The organism is Allobosea sp., from assembly GCF_048595345.1.
Lineage (GTDB): Bacteria > Pseudomonadota > Alphaproteobacteria > Rhizobiales > Beijerinckiaceae > Allobosea.
On record NZ_JBMDWH010000064.1, the window covers coordinates 1 to 14,017 of the forward strand.

Annotated in this window: 9 protein-coding genes and 1 pseudogene; 3 read left to right on the forward strand and 7 right to left on the reverse strand. The window is 66.4% G+C overall.

The annotated features are described in order from the left end of the window. Positions 1-263: 263 nt before the first annotated feature. A complete protein-coding gene (locus tag ACOJTB_RS07415) occupies positions 264-1,892 on the reverse strand; it encodes a long-chain-fatty-acid--CoA ligase (protein WP_420101887.1) in 1,629 nt (542 codons plus the stop codon). A gap of 200 nt (positions 1,893-2,092) precedes the next feature. On the opposite strand from ACOJTB_RS07415, the gene ACOJTB_RS07420 reads away from it, so the two are divergent. Together ACOJTB_RS07420 and ACOJTB_RS07425 are read left to right on the forward strand one after the other, a co-directional pair. Then, a complete protein-coding gene (locus ACOJTB_RS07420) occupies positions 2,093-2,494 on the forward strand; it encodes a MarR family winged helix-turn-helix transcriptional regulator (protein ID WP_420101914.1) in 402 nt (133 codons plus the stop codon). Between the two features lie 155 nt (positions 2,495-2,649). Further along, positions 2,650-4,029 (forward strand): annotated as a pseudogene (locus ACOJTB_RS07425) (aspartate aminotransferase family protein). Positions 4,030-4,650: 621 nt separating this feature from the next. Here the strand turns inward: ACOJTB_RS07425 and ACOJTB_RS07430 are convergent. After that, positions 4,651-5,247 (reverse strand): L,D-transpeptidase, encoded by a 597-nt coding sequence (locus tag ACOJTB_RS07430; protein ID WP_420101888.1) that lies wholly within the window; start codon positions 5,245-5,247, stop codon positions 4,651-4,653. 230 nt (positions 5,248-5,477) lie between these two features. Between ACOJTB_RS07430 and ACOJTB_RS07435 the strand changes: the two genes are divergently transcribed. Further along, a complete protein-coding gene (locus ACOJTB_RS07435; protein ID WP_420101889.1) occupies positions 5,478-6,407 on the forward strand; it encodes a histone deacetylase family protein in 930 nt (309 codons plus the stop codon). 112 nt (positions 6,408-6,519) lie between these two features. Here the strand turns inward: ACOJTB_RS07435 and ribB are convergent, their stop codons facing one another. The 5 genes from ribB to ACOJTB_RS07460 form a co-directional block, all read right to left on the reverse strand. Further along, entirely contained in the window at positions 6,520-7,800 is a 1,281-nt protein-coding gene (gene ribB / locus ACOJTB_RS07440; RefSeq protein ID WP_420101890.1) for a 3,4-dihydroxy-2-butanone-4-phosphate synthase, read from the reverse strand. A 191-nt stretch (positions 7,801-7,991) separates the two neighbouring features. Further along, positions 7,992-9,110 (reverse strand): chorismate synthase, encoded by a 1,119-nt coding sequence (aroC, locus tag ACOJTB_RS07445; protein ID WP_420101891.1) that lies wholly within the window; start codon positions 9,108-9,110, stop codon positions 7,992-7,994. A 30-nt stretch (positions 9,111-9,140) separates the two neighbouring features. Then, on the reverse strand, positions 9,141-9,587 hold the full coding sequence (locus tag ACOJTB_RS07450) for a type II toxin-antitoxin system VapC family toxin (protein WP_420101892.1): 447 nt from the start codon (positions 9,585-9,587) through the stop codon (positions 9,141-9,143). Beyond that, a complete protein-coding gene (locus ACOJTB_RS07455) occupies positions 9,587-9,829 on the reverse strand; it encodes a type II toxin-antitoxin system Phd/YefM family antitoxin (RefSeq protein WP_420101915.1) in 243 nt (80 codons plus the stop codon). Before ACOJTB_RS07455 ends, ACOJTB_RS07450 begins: the two co-directional genes overlap by 1 nt. Positions 9,830-9,929: 100 nt before the next feature. After that, positions 9,930-13,952 (reverse strand): Pls/PosA family non-ribosomal peptide synthetase, encoded by a 4,023-nt coding sequence (locus tag ACOJTB_RS07460; protein WP_420101893.1) that lies wholly within the window; start codon positions 13,950-13,952, stop codon positions 9,930-9,932. Positions 13,953-14,017: the final 65 nt, after the last annotated feature.

The window sequence follows — 14,017 nt, forward strand, 5'->3', positions numbered from 1 at the left end:
GCCGGCCATGTCGCGGCGGGCGACAGCGAGCCCGAACGCCTGCGCCAGCTCGCCGAGGCCGCCTTCGCCCAGACCAAGGCCGCCCCTGCCCCGCGCAAGGCTGCGGCCAGCCGCCAGGACGACGGCTGGGAGGAGTTCTGAGCAAAACCCGCTCGAGATCGAGATCCACGGCGCCCTCCGGGGCGCCGTTCGCGTTTCAGGCCGTCGCGCCTCCCAACGGAGGCGGTTACGATGCTCCAGGATAGGGCTGGAGCATAGGCCGCTTATTCCGGCAGGCGATAATCCTTGAACATCGTGCGCAGCGCCGTCTTCTGGATCTTGCCGGTCGCGGTATGGGGGATGGCGTCGACGAGCACGACATCGTCCGGCAGCCACCATTTCGCGATCTTGCCCTGCATATAGGCAAGAAGTTCGTCCTTCGAGGGCCGCCTGCCCTCCTTGGGAACCACGATCAGGAGCGGCCGCTCGTCCCATTTGGGATGGGTGATGCCGATCACCGCCGCCTCTGCGACATCGGGGTGGCCGATGGCGAGGTTTTCAAGGTCGATCGACGAGATCCACTCCCCGCCCGATTTGATCACGTCCTTGGACCGGTCGGTGATCTGCATGTATCCCGCCGCGTCGATGGTCGCGACGTCGCCGGTGTCGAAGAAGCCCTCCGCGTCGAGGATTTGCTCCTCGGCTCGCCGGTAATAGGCGCCAGCCACGGCCGGCCCCCGCACCTTGAGCCGTCCGAAGGTCTTTCCGTCCCACGGCAGCTTCCTGCCGCCATCGTCGGTGAGCTTGAACTCGACGGTGAAGGGCGGATGGCCCTGCTTGACCTTCAGGTCGTAGAGCGCCTCCCCCGTCAGCCGTGCCTGATCGGGCTTCAGCGAACAGAAGGAGCCGAGCGGGCTCATCTCGGTCATGCCCCAGGCATGGGCGACGGTCACGCCATAGCGGCTCTCGAAGGCCTCTGTCATGGCCCGCGGGCAGGCCGAGCCGCCGATCACGACACGCTTCAGCGTCGAGAGCCCGGCACCGGTCTTTTCCAGATGCTGCAGCAGGCCGAGCCAGACCGTCGGCACGGCGGCGGTCATGGTCACGCCCTCGCCTTCGAGCAGTTCGTGCAGCGAAGCGCCGTCGAGTCTCGCGCCCGGCATCACCAGCTTGGCCCCGGTCATGGGCGCCGAATAGGCCAGCGACCAGCTGTTGGCATGGAAGAGCGGCACCACCGGCATCACCGTATCGCGTGACGACAGCCCCATGAAATCGGGCGCGGCGCAGGCCAGCGCGTGGAGGACGTTGGAGCGATGCGAATACAGAACGCCCTTGGGTCCGCCCGTCGTGCCGGAGGTGTAGCAGAGGCCCGCCGCCGTGTTCTCGTCGAGCCGGGCCCAGGCGAAATCGCCATCCGCCTCGGCCAGCCAGTCCTCATAGGCGACGGCGCCCTTCAGCCGCGTCTGCGGCAGATGCGCGGCATCGGTCAGGACCACATAGCGCTCAATGCTCGGCAGCTTGTCCTGCAGTGATTCCACCAGCGGGACGAAGGTCAGATCGAGGAAGAGCAGCCGATCCTCGGCATGGTTCACGATCCAGGCGATCTGCTCCGGGAACAGCCGCGGATTGACGGTGTGGGTGATCGCGCCGATACCGCTGATCGCATACCAGAGCTCGAGGTGGCGGTCGCTGTTCCAGGCCAGTGTGGCGACGCGGTCGCCGATGCCGATCCCCTCCATCGTCAGTCGCTTGGCCGCCCGCAGCGCCCGCTCGCGGATCGCTCGGTAGGGCCGCCGCCTCGGCACGCCATCCTCGACCGCGCGCGTCACCACCTCGCGCTCGCCATGCTGGATGGCGGCATGGTCGATGATGCGGTGGAGCAGAAGCGGCCAGTCCTGCATCAGGCCGAGCATGATCGTTCCTCCCGTGCTGTTCTGTTTTGCGAAGGATAGGAGGGCTTGCGCGAGAAAGGAAAGCCGACATTCGGCAGGCTCGCCTCCGCGCCCGGAATGGTTTAGCTGTGATCTGTCATTCGCCCTGGAACGCTCGCTTGTCCGCATCCACGCCCGCGTCGCACGCCGCATCGGACCCTGATCGCGTCTGGTTCCGGGTGATGCGGCTGCATCAGCGCATGTTGGTGCAGATGGCCGCGCGCATCCGCGCGATCGGCCTCTCGATCCCGCAATTCGACCTGCTCTCGACGCTGACCGAACGGGAGGGCATCAGCCAGAGCGAACTGGCCGAGCGGCTCTACGTCACCAAGGGCAATGTCTCGGGCCTCGTCGACCGGCTCGTCCAGGCGGGCCTCGTGGAGCGCCGCGCCATCGCCGGGGACCGCCGCTCCTATGCCATGCACCTGACCGAGGAGGGGCGCCGCCTCGCCGAGGCCGGGCTGGCGATCCAGCGCGACTTCGTCGCCAGCACGCTGGGCCGGCTCGGCGGCGCCGATCTCGCCGAGTTGGACCGGCTCATCGTGCTCTGGCGCGATCTCGCCCGCGCGATCGACGCCCCCTGACCGAGCAAGGCTCTTCGATCGTCTGGCGGCACAGGACCTGTGCGGCGCCTCCGACCTGCGTCAGGATGCGGGCTGCCCCGCATCAATTCCGCTCAACATTTGCGGTCAGATTGGTGTAAGGTGGCAAGGATATTCACCGGGACGGGGAGCCCACCATGTTGTCCAACCTTGCCGTGAGGGATATCGAAACCCTCGTCCATCCTTATACGAACCTCGCGACCCACCGCGAGAACGGCCCTCTCGTGCTGGAGAGCGGCAAGGGCATCCATGTCACGGATTCCACCGGCCGCGAGTATATCGAGGGCATGGCTGGGCTCTGGTGTACCGCTCTCGGCTTTTCCAACGAGGAGCTGATCGAGGCTGCCTATGAGCAGATGAAGAAGCTGCCCTTCCAGCACATCTTCGGCGGCCGCAGCCACGACCCGGCGATCGAACTCGCCGAGAAACTGAAGGAGATCGCGCCGATCCCGGTGTCGAAGGTCTTCTATGGTGCCTCCGGCTCGGACGCCAACGACACCCAGGTCAAGATCGTCTGGTATCTCAACAACGCGCTCGGACGCCCGCAGAAGAAGAAGATCATCTCGCGGCTGAAGGGCTATCACGGCGTCACCGTCGCCTCCGCCTCGCTGACCGGCCTGCCCAATAACCACATCGACTTCGACCTGCCGCTGCCCGGCATCCTGCACACCTCCTGCCCGCATCATTATCGCTTCGCCGAGCCTGGCGAGAGCGAGCAGGATTTCTCCAGCCGCCTCGCCGCCGAGCTCGACGAGATGATCCAGCGGGAGGGCCCCGACACGGTGGCCGCCTTCATCGCCGAGCCGGTGATGGGCGCCGGCGGCGCGATCACCCCGCCGGAGGGTAATATCGAGAAGATCAACGCCGTCCTCGCCAAATACGACCTCCTCGTCATCTCGGACGAGGTCATCACTGGCTTCGGCCGCACCGGCTAGATGTTCGGCACCGGCACCTACGGCATGGCGGCGGATTCGATGTCCTGCGCCAAGCAGATCACCTCGGCCTATTTCCCGCTCAGCGCCGTGATGATGACCGACCGGATCTATGACGTGCTGGTCGACCAGAGCCGCAAGATCGGAACCTTCGGCCATGGCAACACCTATGCCGGCCACCCGGTCGGCTGCGCCGTGGCGGTCAAGACTCTGGAGATCTTCCAGCGCGACAGGATCGTCGATCATGTGAAGGCGGTCTCGCCGACCTTCCTGCGCCGTCTGGAAAAGCTCGCCGAGCATCCGCTCGTCGGCGAGGCGCGCGGCGTCGGGTTGATCGGCGGCGCGGAACTGGTGCGCGACAAAAAGACCAAGGCCTCCTTCGAGGTGAAGAAGGGCGTCGGCGCCAAGGCGACCGCCTTCGCTCTTCAGGAAGGGCTGATCACCCGCAATATGGGCGACCGCCTCGCCTTCTGCCCGCCGCTTATCATCAAGGAAGCCGAGATCGAGGAGATGTTCGATCGGGCCGAGCGGGCGCTGAACAAGACGCTGGACTGGGTCAAGGCCGAAGGCCTGCTCGCCGCCTGAGCCAAGCCGGCGACGGATCGCGAAGCCGGGCACAGTGCCCGGCTTTTTCGTTTGCGATGATGGCGAACCGCCGCATTTCGGGCCCTTTCCGCCATCGCAAGATCACGATCCCGCCGCGAAGGCGTCTCGATGACCGGGCCATATCCTCAAGGCCGGCAGAACGAGCCGGCACGAGACAGGATGACGAGACAGCTTTTGGATGGCCCGCTGCGGCGCGCGACCCAACGGCGGTTCGACGAACCGGGCCTTGAAGCGGGCCACGGAACCGATCGAACCGGCGGCGCGTTGACAGGCGGGATGTTGAGCGACCGGCGCCGGCGGAGCGTCGATGCCGGGCGCAGGTAGCCTCCCTTCGAGACCCCAATCAACTGGCCGGCGGATCTGCTCCGCCGGCCTTTTTCTTTGTTGCGTGACACTGCCGCGCGTCCGAACGGATGCGATCACGATGCTCTAAAGCGTTTCGCACGGAATCGGACCGGCATCCCGACAAGCCGCTTCAGCGGCGCCGCTCTGGGATGACGGAGTGATCCGCAAAACTCGCCATGCTCTCAAACATTCCCGGGGCGCCGGATTGTCCGAGAGTTGGATTCCACCTTCAGAAAATGCCGATGCCCGAGCTGCTCAGACGACGATGACCTTCGCGCCCGCGGGAACGCGGTTGTAGAGGTCGATCACGTCGATATTGCGCATGCGGATGCAGCCCGAAGAGGCGCCGCGGCCGATCGTCTCCGGCTCGTTGGTGCCGTGGATGCGATACAGCGTGTCGTGGCCGTTCTGGTAGAGATAAAGCGCGCGGGCGCCGAGCGGGTTGTCCGGCCCGCCATTGAGACCGCCCGCGACCGGCTTCAGATGCGGCCAGCGCTTGACCATCTCCGCCGGCGGGGTCCAGCGCGGCCACTCGGCCTTGCGCTGCACGACAGCCTCGCCCGTCCAGCCGAAGGCCTCTTCGCCGGTCGCCACGCCATAGCGGATGGCCTTCTTGTTCGGCAGCACGAGGTAGAGGAACTTCGCCTTGGTATCGACGTAGATCGTGCCAGGGGGCTGGCCGGTCGGGTCGGCGATCTCATAAGGCAGGTAGGGCAGATAGGTGTCGAACTTCGGCACCAGGGCGATATATTCGGCGTCGCGGGCCGAAAGCTCGGGAGCGGCGACGCTCTTGTACTGGCAGGCTCCCAGCAGCGCAGAAAGCGCGAGAGCGACGAAAACGGTCTTCTTCATAGCTTCCACCAGCGCGACCCGAAGGCAGCCTTTATGATGAATCGACGGTTAACGCTTCGTAGCAGGGCGCCGAGACGCAACATGGGGCGCGCGTGGCTGCGGCGCAGCACTAGGCCGCAACCCGCCATGGTGCAATCCTGTTCCGGCAGCGGCGGCCGATCCCTGCGGCAGCGTGGCAATCACGCCACGTTCGAATCGTTCGGGCCTCGGGCAGACGGGATGGCGCAGGCGTGACGACCCTTTTCATCACCCATCCCGCCGGGCTCCGGCATGTTACCCCGGACGGGCACCCCGAACGGCCCGACCGGCTCCGGGCGGTCGAGCGCGCGCTGGAGGCCGAGCCCTTCGCGGGACTGGTTCGGCTGGAAGCTCCGGAAGCGTCGCTGGAGCGGATCGCGCTGTGCCATCCCCCGGCCCATGTCGAGCGGATCCTGAAGGCGGGGCCGCAAGAGGGCCTTGTGGCGCTCGATGCCGACACGGTGATGTCGCCGGGCACGGTGGAGGCGGCGCGGCGCGGCGTCGGCGGCGCGGTGCTGGCCGTGGACGAGGTCATGGCCGGCCGCGCCCGCAACGCCTTCGCCGCCATGCGCCCGCCGGGACACCATGCCGAGCGCGAGCGGGCCATGGGCTTCTGCTTCTTCAATCAGGCCGCCATCGCCGCCCGCCATGCGCAGCAGGCGCATGGCGCGCAGCGTGTCGCGATCGTCGATTGGGACGTCCATCATGGCAATGGCACGCAGGACATCTTCTGGGACGATGGCAGCGTGCTCTACGCCTCGACCCACGAGATGCCGCTCTATCCCGGGACGGGCGAGCCATCAGAGCGCGGCACGCAGGACAATATCGTCAATGTCGCGCTCAGCCCCGGTGACGGATCCGACGCCTTCCGGGAAGCGTTCGACCTTGCGATCCTGCCGAGGGTCGAGGCGTTCAGGCCCGATCTCGTCATCATCTCCGCCGGCTTCGACGCGCATTGGCGCGATCCGCTCGCCGACATCAACCTGCGTGAGGCCGATTTCGGCTGGGCGACGCAGAGGCTGATGGAGATCGCGGACAGGCGCTGCGGCGGCCGCCTCGTCTCGGTGCTGGAAGGAGGCTACGACCTCCAGGCGCTGACGCTCTCCACCACCACCCATGTCGCCGCGCTGATGGGAGGGTGACGATGCGAGCGCGAGACCTTGCGTCCTGGCGGACGGTCACGATGCCCTGAGATCATGCTGGAGCATCGAATTTCCGAAAAGTGCATCCCACTTTTCGATCCGATGCTCTCGCTCACTCGAGCGGCTGCGTATCGACGATCTGGATGCCGAAGCCGCTCAATCCGACATAGGAGCGCGTCGAAGAGGCGAGATTGACAATCGAGCCGACACCCAGATCGCGCAGGATCTGCGCGCCCAGACCGACCTCACGCCATTGCCGGGTGCGGACCGTATCGGAATCGGTCTCGTCGACGGCCTTGATCGGAACGCCGGCGCTACCGTCGCGCAGATAGACCAGCACGCCGCGCCCCTCCTCCTGGAAGCGCTTCAGCACGCATTGAATCGAACCGGCTCCCCCAAGCACGTCGGAGACGACGTCTGCGCGGTGAAAGCGTGCGGGCATCTTGGCGCCGTCGCCGATCTTACCCATCACGAAGGCGAAATGCTGGGTGTCGTCGAAGGGCGTGACATACACATGGCCGGTCATCTCGCCGAAGGCGGTCTTGACCGGGAAGGAATGGACCCGCTCCACCAGCTTCTCGCGCGACTGACGATAGGCGATGAGATCGGCGACCGTGATCTGCTTGAGGCCGTGTTTCTCAGCGAAGGCGGTGATCTGCGGGCCCTTCATCACCGTGCCGTCGTCATTGGCGAGCTCGCAGATGACGCCGACCGGCGGCAGCTCGGCGAGCTTGCACAGATCGACCGCCGCCTCGGTATGGCCCGAGCGCATCAGCACGCCCCCATCCTTGGCGATCAGCGGGAAGACATGGCCGGGCCGCACGAAGTCCGTCGCGCCCATATTGCCGTTGGCGAGCGCGCGCACCGTGTTGCAGCGCTGCTCGGCGGAGATGCCGGTGGTCAGCCCGTGCTTGACGTCGACGGTGATGGTGAAGGCGGTGCCGAGCGGCGCGTCGTTCGACGACACCATCGGGTCCAGCCGCAGGCGCCGCGCCTCGGCGCCGGTGAGCGGCGCACAGACGATCCCGCAAGTGTTTCGGATGATGAAGGCCATCTTCTCCGGCGTGCAGAGCGAGGCGGCGACGATGAGATCGCCCTCGTTCTCGCGATCGTCGTCATCGGTGACGATGACGATCTCGCCGCGGGCGAAGGCCTCGATGGTTTCGGTGACAGTGTTGGGCATGGCAACCTCGCGCGGCCCCGACAGGCCGAGGAAATCATTGGGCGTGACCGCCCCGCCTGTGGCGGCGGCGATGCGCTCGGCGCTTTCCCGGGAGATCCAGGCGGACTGATCGTTGCACAGCGCCGTCACGCTGGCCGGCGACAGGCCGACCTGCTTGGCGAAGGCGCTGCGCGCGATCTTGTGCTGCCGGAGAAAGGCATCGAGCTTCATGCCGGCAAGCTAATATGACAATGCTTCATTCGCAATGAATGATCAGCGCATTTTCAGTATTGCTGAAATGCATGTTTCGCCGGCCTGAGCCGCCCCGCCCGTCATTTCGAGGAGCGAAGCGATGAAGCAATCCCGGAGGACTGGGTCGTGACCACCCTGGATTGCTTCGCTGCGCTCGCCATGACGGTTTCTCACTGCTCGAACGGCCAGCGCGGCTCTGCGCCCCCGACCTGCGCGCGGTGACGCAGGTAATGATCCGCCAGCACGCAGGCGACCATCGCCTCGCCGACCGGCACGGCGCGAATACCGACACACGGGTCGTGCCGGCCCTTGGTAAACATCTCCGCCTCGCCGCCCGTCCGCGTCACGGTCGCCCGTGTCGCCAGGATCGACGAGGTCGGCTTCACCGCGAAGCGCGCCACGATCGGCTGGCCGGTCGAAATTCCGCCGAGCACGCCACCGGCATGGTTGGAGAGGAAAAGCGGGCGCCCGTCATTGCCGGCGCGCATCTCGTCGGCATTCTCCTCGCCCGAGAGCTCGGCCGAAGCGAATCCGTCGCCGATCTCGACGCCTTTCACCGCATTGATGCTCATCAGCGCCGCCACGATCTCGGAATCCAGCTTGCCGTAGATCGGCGCGCCGAGCCCCGCCGGCACCCCCTCCGCCACGATCTCCAGCACGGCCCCGATCGAGGAACCCGATTTGCGGATACCGTCGAGATAATCGGCGAAGCGCTCGGCGGCCTGAGGATCGGGGCAGAAGAAGGGGTTGCGTCCGACCTCCTCCCAATCCCAATTCGCCCGGTCGATCTTGTGCGGCCCCATCTGCACCAGCGCGCCACGCACGATCATGCCGGGCACGATTTTGCGGGCAATCGCTCCCGCCGCCACCCGCATCGCGGTCTCGCGCGCCGAGGAACGCCCGCCGCCCCGATAGTCGCGAATGCCGTACTTCACGTCATAGGTGTAATCGGCGTGGCCCGGCCGATACTTGTCCTTGATCTCGGAGTAATCCTTGGAGCGCTGATCGACATTGTCGATCAGAAGGCCGATCGAGGTGCCGGTCGTCACCTGCACGCCGTCGCTCTCGCGGGCGAACACGCCCGAGACGATCCGCACCTGGTCCGGCTCCTGCCGCTGCGTGGTGAAGCGCGACTGCCCCGGGCGGCGCCGGTCGAGATCGCCCTGGATATCGGCTTCCGTCAACGGAATCAGCGGCGGGCAGCCATCCACCACGCAGCCGATGGCCGGGCCATGGCTCTCGCCGAAGGTGGTGACGCGGAAGAGATGGCCGAAGGAATTATGGGACATGGAGACCTGATGGGCTGAATCGCAGGCTTCTTACTCGGTTTCCGGAAACGGGGGCAGTCCCTGAAACGGATCGCATGCCGAAACGCCCAAAGGCAGGAAATGCCGGAGATTTCGCGTCATTACGGTCAATCCATAGGCCTGCGCCGTCGCAGCGATGGCGATATCTTCGAAGCCCGGCTGATGCGCGCGTCCATGGTCGAGCATGCGGCCGGCGAAATGGGCACACCGCAGATCGAACGGCAGCACCCGCGATCCGTAGAAATGCTCGACGGCCTCCCACCAATCGCCAAGCGCGCGCATTTTTGCCGTTGCGCCATCGCGCTCGGCCTTTGCTATTCCTGCCACGACCTCGCTGGCGGTCACAACCGAGAGGAACAGATGAGGGCTCGCGCGGTCCAGCCACGCGGCGAGTGCCTCATGCGTCGACCGTTTCGATGGAACCAGCGCCGAGATCACATTGGTGTCGAGCAGAAACATCACAGATCGACGGGGCGAAACGGCTTTCCGCTCCGCTGCGGGAGGTCGTCCGCCTCACCCGGGAAAGCAGCCAGCAGGCGCCCGAAGCTCGGAACGCGTGCGAGTCGCTGATACTCTTCGAAGGACAGGATGACGGCATCCTTGCGCCCATGGCGGGTGATGACCGATGGGATCCCGCTCACGGCTTGATCCACCACTGCGGACAAGGTCGCCTTCGCATCCCTGAGCTGTATCTCCCGCATCGCCGTCTCCACATGACTACAGTAGTCATAATTAAGGCGACAGCCCCGGAATGCAATGGCGCGATGCGATCGGTGAGGCTTTCGGCCGCTTGCAGCCGGATCAGTGCCCGGCCGCCGCCTTCGCGGGCACCGCCGGCGCGCCCTCCCAGCGCGTATGCGCCGGCAGGTTCTCGCCCTTCATGATGACGGTGAGTTGGCCGATCTGGGCATAGTCGCCGACATGGGTGTCGTACAGCACGGTCGCGCCGGCACCGACGCAGACGCCCTTGCCGAGCTTAACCCGGCCGACCTTCATCACCCGGTCCTCGTAGAGATGGGTCTGCAGCGCCGAATGGGCGTTGACGGTGCAGAAATCGCCGACACGGATGCAGTCGAACTCGGTGATGTCGGTGGAGTCCAGCCAGACGCCCTTGCCGTATTTCGCGCCGAACAGCATCAGGAACCAGGGCAGGAACGGCGTGCCGCGCAGATAGTCGAACAGCACTTTGCCGCCCAGGCCCCAATACATCACCGCCACGGCCTCGGTGCGCATCGCCCACCAGGACCACATCGGCTTCATCACGGGCTTGTAGACGCCCATCATCAGCCATTTCACGGCCGCGCAGATCAGCGCCTGCACGATGGCGATCAGCATCGCCACGCCCATGAAGGACAGAACGAGGCCGAGCCAATCCCCCTCGTTGATCCGCTGCTGCAGCACGAGATCGACGGCGATGGTGCCGAAGGTGATGAACAGCATCGAGGGGAAGGAGGTGTGCAGCGCCTCGAAGATGCCGCGCCCGACCTGCTTCAGCATGGAGGGCTTGTAGGTCCAGTCGGCCCCGAGATCGACCTTCTGGCGCGTCGGCAGCTTGATCGGCGGCGAGCCGAACCAGGTGTCGCCCGGCTGCATCCGGTCATTGGCCGGCGGCTTGGACTTGATGCCGATCAGCACCCGGTCGGGAATGACCGAGCCCGGCGGCACCACCGCGTCGTTGCCGATGAAGACCTGCTCGCCCGTGCGCGTCTGGTCGAGCCGCATATAGCCGCGGCGCATCTCCTCATCGCCGAACACGACCTCGTCGGCGATGAAGTTGCCCGCTCCGATGCCGGTCACGTCATAGCGCCCGGAGAGGTTGGTCGAGATCTCGGCCCCGCGCCCGATGCGCGCGCCCATCAGCCGGTACCAGGCCCGCATATAGATGGTCGCGAACAGCGAGGAGAGCGTCTCCAGCGTCACCTCGGTCGCCAGCGACACGGTCCATTTGCGGGCATAGAAGCCCGAATGGATCGAATACGAGCCGGTGGTGACGCGCGGCAGGATCGCCCAACGCAGCCCCGCCATCAGGATGACCGTGAAGGCGATGAGCCCGATCGCGGTCGGCCAGGTCAGGATCGGCAGGAACCAGAGATAGCTCAGATCGGTCCAGGTCGCGATCCAGTTGTCGATCTTGTCGAACAGCCAGAAGGCCGGGAAGATCGGCAGCAGGCTCACCGGCGGCAGCACGATCAGCGCCAGCACATAATAGGCGGTAAGCAGCGCCCTGCGGCCGGCCGAAGCCTCGGCGCGCGCCGGCAGCGTGGCGAGATCGACGGTGCCGATCTTGCGGCCGGGCGAGCCGTCCCAGATCTCGGCCTCTCCGACATGGGTGCCCGGCGCGATCGAGGTCAGATCGCCGATCTCGGCATTGTCGCCGATCACCGAGCCATGGCCGAATACCACCGAGGCGCCGGCCGACACGTCCTTGCCGATGCTGATGCGGCCGAGAACGAGCTTGTCGCCGATCGCCTCGCCATTGGCGAAGGTCGTCTTGGTGCCGAAGCTCGCTCCGTCGCCGATCTCGATGAGGTCGATCGCGCCGGCCTCGTAATCGGAGAGAATGACGTCGCGCCCCACCTTGGCGCCGAGCAGGCGCCAGTAGAACCGCATCACCGGCGTGCCCTGCAGCCATTTGATATGGACGAGGCCGGCGACGCGCGCCGCGAACCACCAGCGGAAATAATAGACGCCCCAGAGCGGATAGACGCCGGGCTTCGTGCGCCCCAGCACGATCCACTTCAGGGCGATAGCGATGAAGCCGGTGGCGAGGATGATCAGCACATAAACGCCGAGCAGCGCCGCGATCTGGCCGCCGAGCGAGAGATCCTCGCCCGACATGATCATATAGGTCACGAACACGCCGAGCCACTGCGCCGTCGACAGGCCGATGATCACCGGCAGCGCCACCGCCTGGGCGAGGCCGCATAGGAAGCGGCGCATGAAGGGCGGCGGCGTGAAGGACAGATCCTCGGCCGCGGCAGCCCCTCGCTCGTCCAGCAATGCGGCCATCGCCCGCAGCGTACGCGCGCCATAGACATCCTGCAGCGTGATGCCGGCATAGGCGGGAGTTTCACGCACGATCGAGATGAAGCGCGCCGCCAACAGCGAATGGCCGCCGAGATCCATGAAGAAATCGGCTTCCAGCGGCAGGCTGGACGCGCCCAGCACGCGCTTGGCCGCCTCCAGCAGAGCGGCCTCGGTGGCGTTGCGCGGCGGCTCCTGCTCGCCGTCGGAGCTCGGCGCCGTCAGCGGCGCCGCCTTCAGCATCTTGCGGTCGACCTTGCCGGACACCATGCGCGGCAGCGAGCCGACCGCCTCGAAATGCGCCGGAACCATATAGGGCGGCAGCTTGTCGCGCAGAGAGACGCGCAGCGCCGGCCCGTCGACGCCGACGCCGGGCTCCGGCACGAGGAAGGCGACGAGCCGCTCGATGCCGTCATCAGAGCGCAGCACCACCGCCGCCTGGGCGACGCCCGGCTCGTCGGCGAGCTTCGATTCGATCTCGCCGAGTTCCACGCGGAAGCCCCGGATCTTGATCTGGTCGTCGATGCGGCCATGGAAGACGATGTTGCCGGCGGCATCGAGGCTGACCGCGTCGCCCGAGCGGTAGAGGATAGGATCGTCCCCGCCCGCCACGCTACCGAACGGGTTGGCGATGAATTTCTCGGCCGTTAGCTCCGGGCGGCCGTGATAGCCCTTGGCGACGCCCGGGCCGCCAATCAGCAATTCGCCCTGCTCGCCCGGCTGCACGAGCCGCAGATCCTCGCCCACGACATAGGCCGTGTAGTTCGGGATCGGCTTGCCGATCGTCACCACTTCGCCCGGCACCACCTCGGCCGCCGTCGCGACCACGGTCGCCTCTGTCGGGCCATAGGTGTTCAGGATGCGCCGGCCCGGTCGCGACCATTTCTGCACGATGGCGGGCGGCAGCGCCTCGCCGCCGAGCAGGATCAGCTTCAGCGAGGGCACGTCGGACGGCAGGATGCCGAGCAGCGTCGGCACGGTGTCGATCACGGTGACGCCCGCCTCGGTCAGGATCGCCGGCAGCTTCTCGGCATCGCCCATCATTTCGGGCGAGGCGACGAACAGCGTCGCGCCGACGAGATAAGGCGTCCAGATCTCCTCCATCGACAGATCGAAGGCGACGGACGCGCCCTGGAAGACGATGTCGTCTGCACCGATGCCGTAGAAGGCGTTTCCGGACCGCAGGAAATGGCAGATGTTGCGGTGGCTGATGACGATCGCCTTCGGCGTGCCCGTCGAGCCGGAGGTGTAGATCAGATAGGCCGGATGGTCCTTGGTCAGCCCTGCCGCGCGCGCAGCCGGCTCGGTGCCGTCAAAGCCCGCCGCCAGACCCGCCGGCGTCCAGACCGTGCGCTCGGTGCCCTCGGCCCGCGAAACCCAATCGGCTGACGTGACGATGCCTTTGGCCGCCGCATCGGCGAGGCAGGTCGCGATACGCTCGACCGGCGCCTCGGCGTCGAAAGGCACCCAGGCCGCACCCGCGCGCGTGATGGCAATCTGCGCCACGAGCAGATCGATGCCGCGAGGCATCCACAGTCCGACCATGTCGCCCGGCCCGACGCCGGCGAGCTGCAGCCCGCGCGCCTGGCGACCCGCCTCGGCCCAGACCTGCGCATAGCTCAGCGACCGGCCGGGCGCGACGAGCGCCGCATGGTCTGGCCGCGTCTCGGCGCTGGTCGCGAAGATCTCCGCGAGAACCTCGTCGCGAACGAGATCAGGGCGCTTTTCGCCTGCGAGCATACCCAGAGGATGGACGACGGAAGCATCAGCCGCCGCCGACGGCTTGGTCATATCGTTCATCGTGCCCCGCTGCGCCCCGGACCCGCTGGTGTCCCCCGCAGACAACAGTCCGCGGGCGCCGCCTG

What these genes read in the sequence shown, in the direction of transcription:
- ACOJTB_RS07450 (WP_420101892.1), bottom strand. Translation starts at nt 9,587, where the DNA reads ATGTTTCTGCTCGACACCAATGTGATCTCGGCGCTGGTTCCATCGAAA.
- ACOJTB_RS07415 (WP_420101887.1), bottom strand. Translation starts at nt 1,892, where the DNA reads ATGCTCGGCCTGATGCAGGACTGGCCGCTTCTGCTCCACCGCATCATC.
- ACOJTB_RS07430 (WP_420101888.1), bottom strand. Translation starts at nt 5,247, where the DNA reads ATGAAGAAGACCGTTTTCGTCGCTCTCGCGCTTTCTGCGCTGCTGGGA.
- ribB (WP_420101890.1), bottom strand. Translation starts at nt 7,800, where the DNA reads ATGAAGCTCGATGCCTTTCTCCGGCAGCACAAGATCGCGCGCAGCGCC.
- ACOJTB_RS07455 (WP_420101915.1), bottom strand. Translation starts at nt 9,829, where the DNA reads ATGCGGGAGATACAGCTCAGGGATGCGAAGGCGACCTTGTCCGCAGTG.
- aroC (WP_420101891.1), bottom strand. Translation starts at nt 9,110, where the DNA reads ATGTCCCATAATTCCTTCGGCCATCTCTTCCGCGTCACCACCTTCGGC.
- ACOJTB_RS07420 (WP_420101914.1), top strand. Translation starts at nt 2,093, where the DNA reads ATGCGGCTGCATCAGCGCATGTTGGTGCAGATGGCCGCGCGCATCCGC.
- ACOJTB_RS07460 (WP_420101893.1), bottom strand. Translation starts at nt 13,952, where the DNA reads ATGAACGATATGACCAAGCCGTCGGCGGCGGCTGATGCTTCCGTCGTC.